General features: G+C 38.9%; 19 protein-coding genes and 1 tRNA gene. 12 read left to right on the top strand and 8 right to left on the bottom strand.

What is annotated here, in order from left to right; genetic code table 11:
* Positions 1–6 precede the first annotated feature (6 nt).
* The 8 genes from J7E77_RS19600 to J7E77_RS19635 all read left to right on the top strand — a co-directional run bounded on the left by J7E77_RS19600 (position 7) and on the right by J7E77_RS19635 (position 7,128).
* Positions 7–780, top strand: coding sequence for an ABC transporter ATP-binding protein (locus J7E77_RS19600; RefSeq protein WP_214716581.1), 774 nt, complete (start codon positions 7–9; stop codon positions 778–780).
* Positions 758–1,465, top strand: a complete 708-nt coding sequence (locus J7E77_RS19605) for an ABC transporter ATP-binding protein (protein ID WP_214716582.1) — start codon at positions 758–760, stop codon at positions 1,463–1,465. The genes J7E77_RS19600 and J7E77_RS19605 overlap by 23 nt, the downstream gene beginning before the upstream one ends.
* An 18-nt stretch (positions 1,466–1,483) precedes the next feature.
* Complete coding sequence (locus J7E77_RS19610; RefSeq protein ID WP_168245429.1) at positions 1,484–2,344, top strand: branched-chain amino acid ABC transporter permease; 861 nt, start codon at positions 1,484–1,486, stop codon at positions 2,342–2,344.
* A gap of 7 nt (positions 2,345–2,351) precedes the next feature.
* Positions 2,352–3,350, top strand: a complete 999-nt coding sequence (locus tag J7E77_RS19615; RefSeq protein ID WP_374102991.1) for a branched-chain amino acid ABC transporter permease — start codon at positions 2,352–2,354, stop codon at positions 3,348–3,350.
* Between the two features lie 12 nt (positions 3,351–3,362).
* A complete protein-coding gene (locus tag J7E77_RS19620; RefSeq protein WP_088089358.1) occupies positions 3,363–3,542 on the top strand; it encodes a hypothetical protein in 180 nt (59 codons plus the stop codon).
* A gap of 18 nt (positions 3,543–3,560) precedes the next feature.
* Positions 3,561–4,583, top strand: coding sequence for a 3-oxoacyl-ACP synthase (locus tag J7E77_RS19625; protein WP_214716583.1), 1,023 nt, complete (start codon positions 3,561–3,563; stop codon positions 4,581–4,583).
* Positions 4,576–5,472 carry an intracellular short-chain-length polyhydroxyalkanoate depolymerase gene (phaZ, locus tag J7E77_RS19630; RefSeq protein WP_214716584.1) on the top strand — a complete coding sequence of 299 codons (897 nt, stop codon included), beginning with the start codon at positions 4,576–4,578 and terminating at the stop codon, positions 5,470–5,472. Before J7E77_RS19625 ends, phaZ begins: the two co-directional genes overlap by 8 nt.
* A gap of 156 nt (positions 5,473–5,628) precedes the next feature.
* On the top strand, positions 5,629–7,128 hold the full coding sequence (locus J7E77_RS19635) for an acyl-CoA synthetase (RefSeq protein WP_214716585.1): 1,500 nt from the start codon (positions 5,629–5,631) through the stop codon (positions 7,126–7,128).
* A gap of 28 nt (positions 7,129–7,156) precedes the next feature.
* Here J7E77_RS19635 and J7E77_RS19640 read toward each other — a convergent pair whose 3' ends face one another.
* Positions 7,157–7,480: a spore coat protein gene (locus J7E77_RS19640; RefSeq protein ID WP_214716586.1), complete on the bottom strand. Its 324-nt coding sequence runs from the start codon at positions 7,478–7,480 to the stop codon at positions 7,157–7,159.
* The gene (locus J7E77_RS19645; protein ID WP_168245425.1) at positions 7,477–7,683 is read right to left on the bottom strand and encodes a hypothetical protein; all 207 of its coding nucleotides are present in this window, start codon (positions 7,681–7,683) and stop codon (positions 7,477–7,479) included. Before J7E77_RS19645 ends, J7E77_RS19640 begins: the two co-directional genes overlap by 4 nt.
* A gap of 138 nt (positions 7,684–7,821) precedes the next feature.
* Between J7E77_RS19645 and J7E77_RS19650 the strand changes: the two genes are divergently transcribed.
* The 3 genes from J7E77_RS19650 to J7E77_RS19660 are packed head-to-tail and all read left to right on the top strand — an operon-like array spanning position 7,822 to position 9,560.
* Positions 7,822–8,031, top strand: coding sequence for a spore coat protein (locus tag J7E77_RS19650; protein WP_214716587.1), 210 nt, complete (start codon positions 7,822–7,824; stop codon positions 8,029–8,031).
* 14 nt (positions 8,032–8,045) lie between these two features.
* A complete protein-coding gene (locus J7E77_RS19655) occupies positions 8,046–8,405 on the top strand; it encodes a spore coat protein (protein WP_251028125.1) in 360 nt (119 codons plus the stop codon).
* Between the two features lie 18 nt (positions 8,406–8,423).
* Positions 8,424–9,560, top strand: a complete 1,137-nt coding sequence (locus J7E77_RS19660) for a zinc-dependent alcohol dehydrogenase (protein ID WP_214716588.1) — start codon at positions 8,424–8,426, stop codon at positions 9,558–9,560.
* A 37-nt stretch (positions 9,561–9,597) separates the two neighbouring features.
* Here J7E77_RS19660 and J7E77_RS19665 read toward each other — a convergent pair whose 3' ends face one another.
* Positions 9,598–10,509: a selenium metabolism-associated LysR family transcriptional regulator gene (locus J7E77_RS19665; protein WP_214716589.1), complete on the bottom strand. Its 912-nt coding sequence runs from the start codon at positions 10,507–10,509 to the stop codon at positions 9,598–9,600.
* Positions 10,510–10,645: 136 nt separating this feature from the next.
* Positions 10,646–11,218: an RBBP9/YdeN family alpha/beta hydrolase gene (locus J7E77_RS19670; protein WP_214716590.1), complete on the bottom strand. Its 573-nt coding sequence runs from the start codon at positions 11,216–11,218 to the stop codon at positions 10,646–10,648.
* A gap of 211 nt (positions 11,219–11,429) precedes the next feature.
* Here J7E77_RS19670 and J7E77_RS19675 point away from each other — a divergent pair, with 211 nt between their 5' ends.
* On the top strand, positions 11,430–12,770 hold the full coding sequence (locus tag J7E77_RS19675; RefSeq protein ID WP_214716591.1) for a DEAD/DEAH box helicase: 1,341 nt from the start codon (positions 11,430–11,432) through the stop codon (positions 12,768–12,770).
* A gap of 53 nt (positions 12,771–12,823) precedes the next feature.
* On the opposite strand, the gene J7E77_RS19680 is transcribed toward J7E77_RS19675, so the two are convergent.
* From J7E77_RS19680 to J7E77_RS19695, 4 genes are all read right to left on the bottom strand, one after another.
* On the bottom strand, positions 12,824–14,362 hold the full coding sequence (locus J7E77_RS19680) for a solute symporter family protein (RefSeq protein ID WP_214716592.1): 1,539 nt from the start codon (positions 14,360–14,362) through the stop codon (positions 12,824–12,826).
* Entirely contained in the window at positions 14,362–14,688 is a 327-nt protein-coding gene (locus J7E77_RS19685) for a DUF485 domain-containing protein (protein WP_214716593.1), read from the bottom strand. The genes J7E77_RS19680 and J7E77_RS19685 overlap by 1 nt, the downstream gene beginning before the upstream one ends.
* 344 nt (positions 14,689–15,032) lie before the next feature.
* Positions 15,033–15,105: transfer RNA gene (locus J7E77_RS19690), tRNA-Ala, on the bottom strand.
* A gap of 80 nt (positions 15,106–15,185) precedes the next feature.
* Positions 15,186–15,881 carry an MgtC/SapB family protein gene (locus tag J7E77_RS19695; RefSeq protein WP_214716594.1) on the bottom strand — a complete coding sequence of 232 codons (696 nt, stop codon included), beginning with the start codon at positions 15,879–15,881 and terminating at the stop codon, positions 15,186–15,188.
* Positions 15,882–16,494 lie beyond the last annotated feature (613 nt).

Below are 16,494 nucleotides of genomic sequence, written 5' to 3' on the forward strand. Positions count from 1 at the left end.
AAACGAATGTCTACACTTATTGAAACCGATGATTTATCAATTACGTTTGGCGGTCATACTGCAGTGGATTCCGTCAGTATTTCCGTTCCTGAAAAACACTTCAAGTCAATTATTGGCCCAAATGGGGCCGGGAAAACAACCTTTTTCAACCTGTTAAGCGGACAATTAACTCCTACTAAAGGAAAAATATATTATCGCGGCAAAGATATTACGAGATTTTCATCTACGAATCGAACAAGGGTGGGAATCGGCCGTTCTTTTCAAATCACTAATGTCTTTCCAAATCTAACAGTCTTAGAAAATGTCAGGTTAGCCGTTCAATCGCAAGCAGGAATTCGTTACCAAATGTTGTTCCACTATAAAAAGTACCGGGTATTTGAAGAAAAGGCTCTTGAGTGGTTGAAATTGGTCCTATTAGATGAAAAAAAGAATTCACTAGCAAGTAACCTCGCGCATGGGGAAAAGCGGAAGCTTGAGATTGCGATGCTGCTGGCTCTTGGAACTGAGGTACTTTTATTAGATGAGCCAACAGCGGGGATGTCGCTTGAAGAAGTTCCAGCGATATTAGAAGTTATTAAAAAAATAAAAGCACAAGCGAACCGGACGATTGTCCTGATTGAACACAAAATGGATATGATTTTGGATCTATCAGATTCAGTGATGGTGTTATTTAATGGAAGACTGCTAGCAGACGGAACTCCTGAAGAAATCATGAAAAATGAAACCGTTCAGTCTGCCTATTTAGGAGGTCATTTTGATGAACGACCTGTTGAAGCTTGATCAAGTAGAAACGCATATTGGTCAATACCATATTCTACAAGGTGTTTCCTTTGAGGTGAAAAAAGGCGAAGTAACGGTACTGCTTGGAAGAAATGGAGCAGGAAAAACGACGACATTACGAACCATTATGGGACTAAATCCAGCTTCGAAGGGAAGTATTGCTTTTAAAGGAGAAACAATACAAACACTTCCCACCTATTCCATTGCTAAAAAGGGTATCGGCTATGTCCCCGAAGATCAAGGGATTTTTGCAGGTTTAACAGTAGAGGAAAATATGCGCGTGGCAATTCAGAAAGAAAATGAAGAAACGGCTAAAAGGATGGATTCGATTTTAGAGTTGTTTCCAGACTTGAAAAAGTTTTGGAAAAAACCAGGCGGCCTTTTAAGCGGCGGGCAAAAACAAATGCTTTCGATTGCCAGAGCCTATGTAAATGAAAACGAGCTCTTGTTAATTGACGAGCCTAGTAAAGGCTTGGCCCCCATCGTGGTTGAGAAGGTGATGGAATCTATTTTACAAATGAAAGATCAAACCACCATTGTGTTAGTGGAACAAAATTTCATGATGGCAAGCACGATTGGTGATTGTTTTTACATTATCGATGATGGAAGAACTGTAAGTCAGGGAACAATGAAGCAATTAAAAGAAGATGAAGAAATGAAACGAAAATATTTAGGGATTGCGTAAGGAAGGGGGAACATCTTTGTGGAATTACTCATGAATTTAACCTTAAATGGCTTGGCAACAGGGATGCTGATTTTTTTATTAGCCGCCGGTTTAACCCTCATTTTTGGTTTGATGGACGTGCTGAATTTTGCTCATGGCGGGTTATTTGCCTGGGGAGCTTATAGTGGTCTTTGGATTTACTCGAAAACAGGCAGCTTTATGATTGGAATTATTGGCGCCATCCTAACAGGATTTCTGTTAGGGATTATTACCGAAAAGTGGATCATTAAACCGGTGTATGGAAATCATGTCCAGCAAATATTAATTACTCTTGGTTTAATGCTGGTTTTATCCGAAATGCTGAAAGTCATTTGGGGTCCTAATCAAATAACCGCATCGCCCCCCGATTATTTAAAAGGAAGCTGGGAGCTTGGCGGCGTCATTATTATTAAGTATCGAGTCTTTATCATTTTTGTGGGATTTCTCATTTTTACCGGCGTTCAATTTTTACTCAAAAAGACCAAAATTGGTCTAGTGGTCCGAGCTGGCGTCATGAATAAAGAAATGGTTCAGGCGCTTGGAATCAATATTCAAAGGGTATTTATGTTTGTGTTTATGATTGGTGCCGGAATGGCTGCTCTAGGTGGTGTCCTCCTTGGACCATATTCGGGAGTAATCCATGCGGGTATGGGAATGGAGTTTGCCATTTTAGCGTTCATTGTTGTCGTCATTGGGGGGATGGGCAATTTTAAGGGCTCCGTTTTAGCCGCCATCTTAGTAGGGCTTTCCGGTTCTTTTATGGCCTATTATGTCCCGGACCTCTCACTGGCAGTTAATATGCTCCTAATGGCAATTGTCCTTATTATTCGGCCGCAGGGTTTATTTGGAGCGAAGGGGTGAAAATACATTGAGATTTATTCAAGGGAATAGAATGACAGCGATATTTTTAGTCGTCGCCGCTTTTCTGCTGCTATTACCTTTTGTTTATGAATCTAGAAACCTATTGATTTTGTTAACACAAGTGTTTGTGTTTTCAATTTTTGCGATGAGCTATGACCTCTTATTGGGCTTTACGGGAATCGTCTCATTTGGGCATGCCATGTTTTTTGGAATTGGAGCTTATTCAATGGGCATTTTTATGAAACGATTTGAACCAACGCTTATTTTCTTTTTACTGGCAGTCTTAACAACAATTGTGCTTACAGCTGTGGTCAGCTTCATTGTTGGGTTGCTTACACTACGTTTGAAAAGTCATTTTTACGCAATGCTAACCCTATCTTTATCTGGCCTTTTCCTCGTCCTAGCGGAAAAGTGGCGGACCTTGACCTATGGAAATGATGGGTTCACTTTTCGGGTCCCAGAATTGTTTATTGACCGAACTAATTTTTATCTCCTCAGTCTTATTGTTATGGTTGCCGTTTTTCTCATCCTGAAGCGATTTACCAATTCACCGTTGGGACGCGTGTTACAGGCAATTAGAGAAAATGAGCAGAGAACGGAATCATTAGGGTATCATGTTCTTCATTATAAAATTGCCGCAAGTGTTGTATCTGGAGTACTGGCGGGTGTTGCAGGGATTTTATATGCGATTTCGCTCCGATTTGTGAATACGAGTGTGTTCTCAATGGATATCACCTTAGATGCCTTATTAATGACGATCATTGGCGGGGTTGGAACATTAATTGGGGCAATTATCGGGGCAGGATTAATTGAATTTGCTCATGATTGGCTGACAGAATTAGCGAAAGAGCATTGGATTTTTGAGCGTTGGATAATCTTCTTCGGGATAATTTATATCTTGGTGGTGATGTTTTTCCCTCGTGGAATTGTTGGTACGTTAAGTACGCTTTCATGGAAAAGAAAAAAACAACCATCCGCAAAAAAAGAGGGGAAACTGGCGGGATAGAAGGAGGAAGGAATGGAGTTAAATCAAATTGCTTCTTTTGTTGTTCGGTTTCAGTTGGCCGCTTTTGAGAAGGAAACAGGCGAGAAACAATGGAGAATAAAAGTTACCCATGTTCAAGAGGACAGAGAAACATTATTTGAATCGATTGAAGAAGCGCTGATTTTTATGAAGGCAATGGCGGAAAAAGCATAGAGAGGTAGGTGATTAGGTTTGCAAATCGGGATCCTGAGCACGGGCATTTATTTGCCTGAACAATTTTTGACTGGAAAAGAAATTGCAGAAATGGCCGATATCCCTGTTTCAGTTGTTGAAGAAAAAATGGGCATAAAGAAAAAGTATATCCCAGGACCAGAAGACCATACGTGTGAAATGGGGATCGTCGCTGCCAAACAAGCTATTGCTAAAGCAGGAATCGATCCAATGGAGATTGACCTTGTCATTTATATTGGTGAGGAACATAAGGAATACCCTCTGTGGACCGCTGGTATTAAACTTCAAGAAGCAGTTGGAGCTTTGAATGCATGGGCATTTGATGTTGCCTTAAGATGCGGAACAACTGTCATGGCATTAAAAGTAGCAAAATCTATGATGATTGCTGATCCAGGTATTGAAACGGTTCTTCTTGCAGGTGGGTATCGGAATGTGGATTTCATTGATTACGACAATCCAAGGACCCGTTTCATGTTTAATCTCGGTGCTGGCGGTGGAGCGATACTTTTAAAAAAAGGGCATAACGAAAACCTATTAATGGAAACGGAAATAATTACTGATGGTTCTTTTTCAGATGACGTCGTCGTTGTTTCCGGAGGGACTAAGAACCCCATTACAAAAGAGGCTATTGCTCAGCGGCTTAATAAGCTCGATGTTCTCGATCCAGAAGGTATGAAGAAGCGCCTCGAACAGAAATCAATGAATAATTTTCTAAAGGTCATTCGTGAATCTTTAAGGAAAAGTGGGTTTAGCGAGAAGGATATTTCTTATCTTGGTATCCTTCACATGAAAAAGTCCGCACATGAATATGTTTTAAAAGAACTGGGTTTGTCCGAAGAGCAGTCTATTTATCTAGAAGATTATGGTCATATCGGGCAAATTGATCAGATATTGTCCTTGGAGTTGGCCTTATCAGATGGAAAAGTAAAAGAAGGCGATGTTGTCGTTTTAGTTAGTGCTGGAATTGGCTATGCGTGGGGAGCAACTACAATTAAATGGGGGAAGGTTGATCTGGATGGTTAATGTGACATTAAAGGAAGCTAAACTTACAAATGGCGAAACACTTACTTATCGGGAAAGGGATGGAGGAGAAATAAAAGTTTTGTTAATCCACGGAAATATGACTTCTTCGAAGCACTGGGATTTGGTGCTTGAGAATTTGGATGCCAAATATAAACTATATGCGGTTGACTTACGAGGATTTGGCGGTTCAACCTATAACCAACTAGTAATGTCTATAAAAGATTTTTCAGATGATGTAAAGCTGTTTGTTGATGAAATAGGCTTAAAGGATTTTGCGGTTGTTGGATGGTCAACCGGTGGTGCGGTTGCTATGCAGTTTGTGGCGGATTACCCTGGGTATGCAAACAAACTTATTTTATTAGCATCTGAATCCACCCGTGGCTATCCATTTGACGGGAAATTAAATGAAAATGATGAGCCGCGGAGATTTGCGTTACATGAAGAGATCAAAAGGGATGTTACGAAAACAATACCTGTCCAAACCGCTTATGACACGAATAACACTGAATTATTGAAGCTCATTTGGAACGCTGTTATCTATACTCACAATCAGCCTGCACCTGAACTTTATGATGCGTATGTTCAAGATATGAGAACCCAGCGGAACTTAGCTGAGGTTCATCATTCCAATAACACGTTTAATATCAGCCACCATCATAATGGACTAGTTGAAGGAAATGGGAAAGTGGATGATATTACGGTACCAGTACTGGTGCTAAGCGGAGACCGTGATTATGTGGTAACTGGAGACATGACGAAGGAATTACTAGAGGACCTAGGGGAAAAAGCTAGGTTTATTGAGTTAAAGAATTGTGGTCACTCCCCATTGGTGGATGATCTTCCACAGCTAGTAAACGCAATTACACAATTTTTAGATAATGAATTATAAAGATAAGAAGAGGGTTACACGTGAGCAATTTGTAGATATCCTTCAAAAATGAGTCGATAACCTTTCTTATCCGATAATAGAGTCTGATTATGTAACTCCCTTGTAACTGGAAATCAGTAAGATAGTTGCATCTAGTAGTGAAGGAGCGATTATTCGGTGAGGTGGGAACTGGATTGGCTTGATAATAGAGCAAGATTATCTCCGGAAAAGGATGCAATTATAGATGAAAAAACAAACCAAGCTTGGACGTTTAAAGAAGTAAATGAACGTGCAAAGTCTGTAGCAAGCTGGCTTCTGTCCCAAGGTGTTAGAAAAGGCGATCGGGTTGCCCTTTTATCACCTAATGATATTAGCTATTTTGATTTATTATTTGCCTGTGGAAAATTGGGAGCCATCTTGGTTCCTCTGAATTGGCGATTATCGCAGCATGAGATCAGCGAAATACTGCAGGATTGTACACCCGTGTTAATTGGTATTCATCAGCAATTTGAGACGATCTACGAACAATTAACCAACGTTTGCCCGAATTCCTTTTTAATTAGAGCGGAAAATTATCTTGAAATTTCTTCGTATCCAATTAGAGATAGTTTTACAGAAGATATCATTGAAACCGACCCGTTGGCGATGATTTATACAGGGGGAACAACCGGTAAACCTAAGGGTGTAGTGTTAAGTCATCAGTCAATCTTATGGAATGCAATGAACACAATAATAAGTTGGAGCTTAACAGCTGAGGATGTTACGGTAAATTATTTACCGATGTTTCATACGGGTGGAATAAATGCGCTTAGTATCCCTGTCCTTATGATTGGTGGAACTGTTGTTATAGGCGATCAATTTACCGGACAAAAGGCAGTGGAATCCATCAATCGTCATCGCTGTACGATTATTCTCTTGGTGCCTACCATGTATCATTTGCTCATTCAAACCGATGACTTTCAAGGCAGCGATTTTCCGACAATGAAAATCTTTTTATCAGGTGCTGCGCCCTGTCCTCTACAAATATATGAGGCTTTTCAAAAAAAGGGGTTAGCCTTTAAAGAGGGGTATGGGTTAACGGAAGCAGGGCCGAATAATTTTTATATTAGCCCGGAAGATGCCCAAATAAAACGTGGGTCTGTCGGTAAACCGATGCTGTTTAATTCGATAAAATTAGTAAAATCAGATGGCCAAGAAGCAGAAAACAATGAGGTTGGTGAACTATTAATTAAAGGGAAGCATGCTTTTTCGTTTTATTGGAATAATGAACAAGCAACATCGGAAACGTTGATGGAGGGCTGGATTCATACAGGGGATTTAGCCAAAAGGGATGAAGAAGGCTTCTATTATATTGTCGGCCGGAAGAAAGATATGATTATCACAGGCGGAGAGAATGTATATCCGCTTGAAATAGAGCAATGGCTCGCGGAACACCCAGACATAGATGAGGTCGCAGTCCTCGGATTGCCGGATAAAAAATGGGGCGAAATTGTAACCGCTTTTATTGTGTTAAAAGACTCTTCAACTGTAGGAGAGGAAGAATTGAGACCTTATTGCGAGCATAAATTAGGTCGATACAAAATTCCAAAGCGATTCATTTTCTTAGAAGAACTGCCAAAAACCCATGTGGGAAAAATAGATAAAAAGAAATTAAAGGAAATGTGCACGATCATTTAAAGGGAGAACAAAGCGTTCTCCCTTTTTCTTATAATCTAATCGAGGCATTTTCCTTCTTTTGTGCAAGATTTAATGCCGTATCTGACACTGTTAGGTCCACCTGCAGCTGCTCACTTAGATCATGTGGATGATAAAAACCCTTTGCTACCATAAAGTTGGTTATTTTTTCATGTGTAGCAATGGCGTCATTTAATTGTGCTCGTAAGGCTGCTTTCAATTCTGGTGTAGCGGTTTCCGTAATCGCAACAGCATAATTTCTCACACCGGCCTTTGCGGAAATGAGAAAGTCAGTTGCAATGACTTGGTCAGTCATTCCGCCCATTCCCATCATGTTTTGAATGAAATGATTCACTGCTTTTCCCTCCGATCTCTCAAAAACTGCTGTAGCTGTTGTATATGCTGGGTACCTGTAGTGACATCCCCTGAAAGTATTGTCTTCAGTTCCTCGTCTTGGGCCAAAACACTCATCGTTGTCGCCTTAGTTAAGCAAAGATTTTTAAATGATAACAATTCATGAAGGTCTAATGTTTCATGAAGGCCTAAATACTTTGTCATTTTCGTTCCCTCCAACACGAACATACTTTATCCTCATTATATTTTCTTAGATAATCCCAGTTTATTCACCTTATCATCTGCATAAAAGGAAACGACAAAAGGGGAAAATACATATGTTAAGAAACTGGAGGTGTTTATATGGAGGAGGGTAGCTTGGGTTTACATGAAACGATGGAAACCCATGAAATTCTAAACTTTAAAACGGTTTGCTTGCTTAAATCAAAATTAATGCAAGGACTCTGTTTCGATAATGAACTAAAAGCACTGATGCAAAAAGATGTACAGCAAACGATTAAAGATATTAATGAACTTATCGGTTTCTATAAACAAAGCCAACTACTACAATAAGTGAGGTGGAAAAATTGGATGACTATTTAGATCCAAGGAACGCAGAAGGAATGCCGGACTTGGCAGATTCAGCTTTTGCCATGGACTTTTTACTGGCCGTGAAAACAGGAATACGCAACTACGGGTTTGCGATAACCGAAACCGCCAATCCTGAACTTAGAAGGGCTTTACATAAACAAATGGAAGCAGCGATTGATTTGCACACGGAAATTTCTGACTTAATGGTTAAAAAGGGCTGGCTTCATCCTCATAATCTAAAGGAACAATTCCCTATTGATTTGAAGTCTGCTGAAACAGCCGTGCAAATTGCCCAATTAAACCTTTTCCCTAACGATACGGACCGCCTTGGCATGTTCGCGACGCCAAACAAATAATAGGAGGGAGAAAACTGAATGAAGGCAGTTACATACCAAGGCATAAAAAATGTTCAAGTAAAAGAGGTCAAAGATCCAGAAATAAAAAATGCTGATGATATCATTGTGAAAATTACTTCTTCAGCGATATGCGGTTCCGATTTACATTTAATTCATGCGATGATTCCAAGCTTGCCAACAGACTATGTTATTGGTCACGAGCCGATGGGAGTAGTCGAAGAGGTTGGCCCAGAAGTTACTAAACTTAAAAAAGGTGACCGAGTGATAATTCCATTCAATGTTAGTTGCGGTCATTGTTGGTATTGTACTAATGACCTAACAAGTCAATGTGATAATTCCAATCCTCATGGAGAAATTGGAGGTTTCTTCGGTTATTCTGAATTAACCGGTGGTTATGCAGGGGGGCAGGCTGAATACATGCGCGTCCCATATGGGAATTTCACCCCATTTAAGATTCCAGAAAATTGTGAGGTGGAAGATGAAAAACTAGCGTTACTTGCTGATGCAGCTCCAACTGCTTATTGGAGTGTTGATCATGCTGGTGTAAAAGATGGTGATACGGTTATTATTCTTGGCTGCGGTCCGGTGGGATTGCTAGCCCAAAAATTTGCATGGTTAAATGGTGCAAAACGAGTGATTGCAGTTGATTATATTGATTACCGTTTGCAGCATGCCAAACGAACAAATAAGGTGGAAATTGTTAATTTTGAACAACATGCTAACACTGGAGAATATCTAAAGGAAATTACCCAAGGCGGGGCAGACATCGTGATTGATGCAGTCGGAATGGATGGAAAATGGACACCGCTTGAATTTCTTGCTTCGGGCATGAAACTTCATGGTGGGGCGATGGGCGCGATTGTCATTGCTAGTCAAGCAGTCCGAAAATGCGGAACCATTCAAATAACAGGTGCATATGGCGGTCGATATAATGCTTTTCCGCTAGGAGATATTTTCCAACGAAACGTGGATATTAAGACTGGACAGGCCCCAGTTATTCCTTATATGCCGTTCCTATACGATATGATAAATGGAGGAAAGCTTGACCCTGGGGACATTATCACCCATGTACTGCCCTTGGACCAAGCAAAACATGGGTATGAAGTATTTGATACAAAAATGGAAGATTGTATTAAAGTTATCCTGAAACCGTAATACCCTGTTCCTTGATAAAATAAAATAGGCTGAGTATTTACTCAGCCCAATTTGTGTGGTCACCGCCAACCATATCCAAGGCACCTTCAATAAATAATTTTGATAGGAGTGATTGCGTTTTATTAATGTTGTAAACAAGATAAAAATATCTTTCGTCATCAAAGCCATTTATAACATGCATCTTAAGCATATTTTTAGAGGAATATTCGCTTGCAGCAATTTCAGATATAATCGAAATGCCAATATCCTGTAGGACAAATTGCATTAAACTCTGACCGCTTTCTATATAAGCAATGATATTTAATTTGTCCTTATGAATCTTACTTTTCTTAAGGAAACGTTCCAAAAGAGCATTCGTTCCTGAGCTAGAATTACGCATCACAAATGGATAATCTAAAATTTCCTCGATATTGACAGGTCCCACAATCTCGTTTTGGTTCGATGTAATTAAGACTAATTTTTCTTTTAATAAAGGAATATAGTGAAGTTTATCGTTTTCGTATTTATCACCCAGTATCCCAACATCAACAGATCCATTTAAAACCTTTTCGGCCACAATTTTTGAGGAAGATTGATTGATATGAAACGTCGCTTCAGGATACTGTACTCTAAATTGCTTGACCATTCGCGGAACCATAAATTGCCCAGGAACAGAGCTCGCTGCGATCCTTATCATTCCACGGAGGTCTGTTATCCCCTCTTTTAGGTCAAGCAATGCTTGGTCCTTAATGAGCAAAAGCTTGAGTGCCCACTGATATAAGCGTTCCCCTTGAGGAGTAAGAATACTTTCTCTTCCGACACGATCAAAAAGATTCATATTTAACATCTTTTCTAATGCTTGGATGTGAGAGCTAACGGTTGATTGGCTTAAAAAAATATCATCTGCTGCTTTTGAAAAGCTTTTGTGTTCAACCACTTTTGTAAAAACATACAACTGATGCAAATCCAAATGTATTTCCTCCTTGAAATATTTATATAATCGATTAATTGTGATTGATAAAACAGATAAAATTAATTTATATAATGGCTTAGAATAGAAGTAACGTCAATAAAAAGAAGGAGTGATGTCTCACTCCTTCTTTTTATCAATATTGAACAATTTCTTTACGAGAAAGACATAAATCTAAGATCCATGGCCATTCCCCGTGTCCGGACTTCGTATTAATATGACCAGCATTTGGTATGGTAACGGAAGGCAGCCCGAGATTTAAATAGTTTTTTGAATCGTCCAAACTGCAATAGGGATCATTTGATGAATGGACAAATAATGTTTCCACAGATGTTCGCATTAAATGGTTTCCATCCACCGGTACCGGATAGAAGGATTTCGCTTCAGTGAGAATATGTGATGGAGATGGCGGTGCAACGAGTATAACTTGTTTGGCAATTTGTTTGTTTAGAGTAGAGGCATAATGAAGCCATAGCAAGCATCCTAGACTGTGTGTGATAATCGTTAATTTATTTTCCTCAGGAATCGTCTTCATCGTAGCGGACAGTTCCTCCAACCAGACATTCTTATTAGGTGAATCAAAGTTAGAGAAAGTTGGGTAACAAACATGATGATTCCTTTGTGTTAATTCTTGAGCCAGCCATGTTTGCCAATGATCGGGGCCGCTCCCGCCTAGGCCATGCATGATGAGAAAACTGTTTTGGTTCATAATATTCTCCACCTCCAAAGTTTACTATTCCGATGAAATAAGTTGGTATTGTATTGTAATACAAAAATTATAGTTGTTTTAAAAGAAAAAGGCAACTAATGTCTAAACATTTATATATTTTTTTGAATAACGACAGGAAAAGTATATTTGCAATTGGAATGATAAACAATCAAAATAAATGGATAGGTTAAAAATGAAAGTAGGGGTTTTTTTGTCGGATTTTTTAAAATTGGGTATTTCAGAAACATTAGTGAATAAATTACGCGGCCACGGTATAGCAAAACCGACACCGATTCAAGAACAAGCGATTCCATTTGTGATGAATGGTAACGATATAATTGCACAGGCGCAAACGGGAACAGGGAAGACGTTTGCTTTTATTCTACCGATACTTGAAAAAATTAATCATGATGCAGAACAGGTTCAAGCGCTTATCGTGACTCCAACCAGAGAATTAGCACTGCAAATTACAGATGAAATTGAAAAATTGATAGCAGACATTAACGGTGTAGATGTCCTGGCTGTCTACGGCGGGCAGGATGTCGATAAACAGTTAAAAAAATTAAAGAGGGGAATGCAGATTGTTGTTGGGACTCCTGGCCGACTTTTAGATCATATTAGAAGAGAAACCATCCGTTTATCGGAAATATCCTTCCTTGTTTTAGACGAAGCAGACCAAATGCTCCATATAGGCTTTCTTAATGAAGTGGAGGATATTATTAGAGAAACTCCAGCAAGCAGGCAAACGATGCTGTTTTCAGCAACAATGCCGCCTGAAATTCGCAAACTAGCAAAAAAGCATATGCGTGAGCCTGAATATATTCAAGTAGAAAAAACACAAGGACCCGCTGAAAATGTTAAGCAGATTGCGATTCATACAACGGATCGTGCTAAACAAGCCACGCTTATTCAATTAGTGGAAATGTATCGTCCCTATTTAGCAGTAGTTTTTTGTCGGACGAAACGAAGAGTAAGTAAACTTTTTGATGTCCTGAAAGCAAATGGCTTTTCTTGCGATGAATTGCATGGTGATTTGTCTCAAGCGAAGAGAGAACGAGTGATGAAGCGTTTTAGGGATGCCGAAGTGCAATTGTTAATTGCTACAGATGTGGCGGCGAGAGGACTTGATGTTGAAGGCGTCACGCATGTGTTTAATTATGATATCCCAGAAGATTCTGACAGTTATGTTCATCGAATTGGCCGAACAGGCAGAGCTGGAATGACAGGCCTTGCAATTACCTTTTATTCTTCGGCGGACAGGCCTATGCTCGAAACGATTGAACAAGAGTTAAACATCATTATTCCAAAACAAAATATGAGTAATAGCGAAGAGAAATCCGAAACAGAAGACGTTAAAAAAGAACGTAATACAGTTCATAAAGATAAACGTGGAATGAGTAAAGCAGGATCAAGGACATCACGAAATCGAAACGATACAGGTAGAAGGGAAAATAGGTCTGGAGGAAAAGGCAGCTCTGAAAGAAGGTCCCAAACCGTTACTTCAGGAAGAAATAGTACGAAAACAGGTCCAGGAAGAAAAGGACCAAGATAATATACATTTTTAAAACAAATGGGACTGAAAATGATTCAGTCCCATTCGCTTATTTAACTACCAATTCTAATGCCAGTATTCGATTTAACCAGTACTTCCTCATATCTTTTTACATCGGCTTTTTGGCTTGAGAAAATAGTTCCAAGATAGCCCGCAATAAATCCGAGTGGAATAGAAACAATTCCTGGAGTTGTATACGGGAACCAAGGCTCACCTACAAAAATAGCTTTTCCAATTTCAGGGCTGAATACATTCGGGCTGACTAGCACTAAGCCGATTGCTGAAATAAGCCCAACCACCATAGCCCAAACGGCACCGGTTGTGTTAAAGCGTTTCCAGTAAATTGTATACAGGATAACAGGTAAATTTGCACTCGCTGCGACGGCAAAGGCAAGTGAAACTAAGAAGGCGACATTAAGAGTTTGTGCACCTAACGCAAGTATAATAGATATGACAGAAACTCCAACTGCTGCCCAGCGTGCCATACCCACTTGCTGCTTTTCTGTTGCTTTTCCCTTTTTAAGGATAACGTTATAGAAATCATGGGCAAACGCTGAGGCAGCTGTTAGAACAAGGCCAGCAACAACAGCCAGAATAGTTGCAAAAGCGACTGCTGAAATAAAAGCAAATAACATATTTCCACCAAGAGCTTGGGCTAAAAGCGGAGCAGCCATATTTCCTGCCGGATTAGCTGCAACAATTGTACTGTTACCTACAAAAGCTGCCGCGCCGAAACCAAGAAAAATGGTCATAACGTAAAAAATCCCAATGATCCATGTGGCATAAACGACTGAGGAACGAGCAGTTTTGGCATCCTTTACTGTAAAGAAACGAACAAGAATATGGGGCAGACCAGCTGTTCCTAGAACTAGTCCCATGTTTAACGAAATCGTATCAAGGCCAATTTTGTATTTTACGCCAGGATTTAAGAAGGTCTCCTTTAACGGTGTTGCAGTTTTCATTTGTGCAAACATATCGGTAATACTCCAGTTAAATTTGGCAAAGACAATAATAGAAATGACTAAGGTACCACCCATTAATAGAACGGCTTTAATGATTTGGACCCAGCTTGTTGCATGCATTCCTCCAAAAATAACGTATACAGTCATTAGTACGCCAACAATTAAAACGGATGTGGTATATTCTAAGCCTAATAATAATTTGATAAGTGCACCTGCACCAACTAGCTGAGCAATCATGTAAAAAATCGAAATGGTTACCGTGTTCATGGCGGCAAAACCACGCACTTTTTTTGCATCAAATCTTGCAGCAATCATATCTGCAAAGGTATATTTTCCGAGGTTTCTTAGAGGTTCAGCTACCAAATAAAGTACAACAAGATAGGCAACTAGGAAACCAATGCTATAAAAGAAGCCATCAAATCCCGTTAAGGCGACTGCCCCTGCAATTCCAAGGAAGGATGCAGCGGACATATAATCCCCAGCGATGGCAAGTCCATTTTGCCAGCCAGTAAGACCTCCGCCAGCCGTGTAGAACTCACTTGCATTTTTCGTCCGTTTTGAAGCGTAGTATGTAATCACTAACGTGACAAAAACGATACATAGAAACATAGTAAATGCAGCTGTATTCATTAGTTAGTCCCCCCTTCTTGGATGACTTTATTAGCTAATTCATCAAATCTTGCTGCTTTTTTCGAGTAAAGCATACATAAAACCCATGTCATGACGAATTGTAAGAAAGCAAAGACCCATGCCCATGTTATACTTCCGATAAACTTATGATTTAACACTGTCGAATAGGAAGTTAATATAGGCAATGCAAAATAAAAACAAAAAAAGAATATGGTGATTGGCACGATGAATTTTTTCTTTTCGGAGAGTAATTTTTGAAATGATGATGATTGAACAATTGCGGTGTAATCGCTTTCAGAATTAACCTTAGTTTTTTTTGCCTCCAATGGTAGTTCCCCCTCTCATATAAAAACCCTTTGTTCAAATCTGAGGTCAAATAAAAGACAATGCTGATTGGTCATTTGTTGAGGAAAAATAGATCGTGGCGGTAATTATACCGGAAGAAATTAATTTTTTTACAATTCACTCCTTTAAATACAGATTTTTCTAAATTTTTAAATTACATTTTCGATTTTATTATATTGAGAAGGGAATTTGCAATAGGAAATTTTTTAAAAAGGTAAAAATACCCATAAAATATTTATTAGGAGAAATAATTGAGAGGGTTGGATGTTATTTTGTAAATCAGAGAAATAAAAAAAACCCTTGCAGCGCAAAGGTTTTCGAAATATGGAGAATAGGGGGCTCGAACCCCTGACCTCTTGCATGCCATGCAAGCGCTCTCCCAGCTGAGCTAATCCCCCAGTTTATTGGTACAAGAAAAATTATATCTGTATTGCTATTATCTTGCAAGAGAAAATTTTGATTTAACATAAATTTTTTTCTAGCCAATACTTTCGATTTCAACTTTCTGAACACCTTCTAAATTCGATACAGAGGAATACACATCGGTTGTCTTTTCACGGTAATCCACTGCAACTAAGATTTGAACAAGATGGTCCCCGTTGTCTAAATCTTTAATCTTAAGTCTACGAACAATATAATTTTTATCTAATAAGAAAGAAATGGCTTTATCAATTTGATTTTGATCTCTAATAAACAAGTGCAACATGACTTCTTTTTCCCGTAATTGTTTCGGACCAATGATCTTCATTAAAAATGGAACAAATTCCACACTAATCATAAGTAGTGCAACACCAACAAATGCCTCTATGAAAAAACCAGCTCCGACAGCTATGCCAATTCCTGCGGCTCCCCATATCATGGCAGCAGTAGTTAATCCTGAAATACTATCATTGCCCCGTCTTAGGATAACACCCGCACCTAAGAAACCAATTCCTGAAACAATCTGTGCTGCTAAGCGAAGAGGGTCCATTGTAATTTTGACATTATCCGAATTAGGAAACATATACGCCGATTCAATCGATACAATTGTAAGCAAACAACTCACAACCGAGATAACCAGACTTGTCTTAAGTCCAACTGGTTTCCTTTTTAATTCTCGTTCTAGGCCGATAATAAGGCCAAAAACAGCAGAAACACCTAACTTAATTAATATATGGATATCGATACTACTCATCTAAGGTTCACGTCCAATTACACAGTCTGTTGACTGAAGTTTTGTTTGTTGTGGTGGTAGAAAATATTGAGCATTGGAAAAAATTAAAGGTTTTCCTATGTTGATTCTACACATAAACGAGTATCTAATGGAAGAACAAGTGGGAACTTATATTTTTATAAATTATGGAAATTATTCACTATTAATCAATAACTGTCTATTTATTATATGATAAGAAGGATCAAAAAAGGCTATAACAATTAGTTTTACATTTCCATGTTTTTTATATGGTCCTTACCTTAGTAATAAGAATGAGCTTTTCAAAAAAACTTTTAAAATTATATTGCAAACATTTATTTATCATGTTATATTAAATCTCGTCCTCATCGAGAGAGTCAACCAACGAAAAAAAAGATTTTAAAAAAGTTGTTGACATTAAGGTGTTGGATATGATAAATTAATAAAGTCGCTTACGAGCGAATGAGAAATTGATCTTTGAAAACTAAACAAACAAAATCGTGCAAACAAACAAAATTTTTAGTTTCAATTAAGAAACTAAGCCAACGTAACAAAATGAGCTAATCAACTTTCTTGGAGAGTTTGATCCTGGCTCAGGACGAACGCTGGCGGCGTG

Source organism: Bacillus sp. ISL-77 (assembly GCF_018613105.1).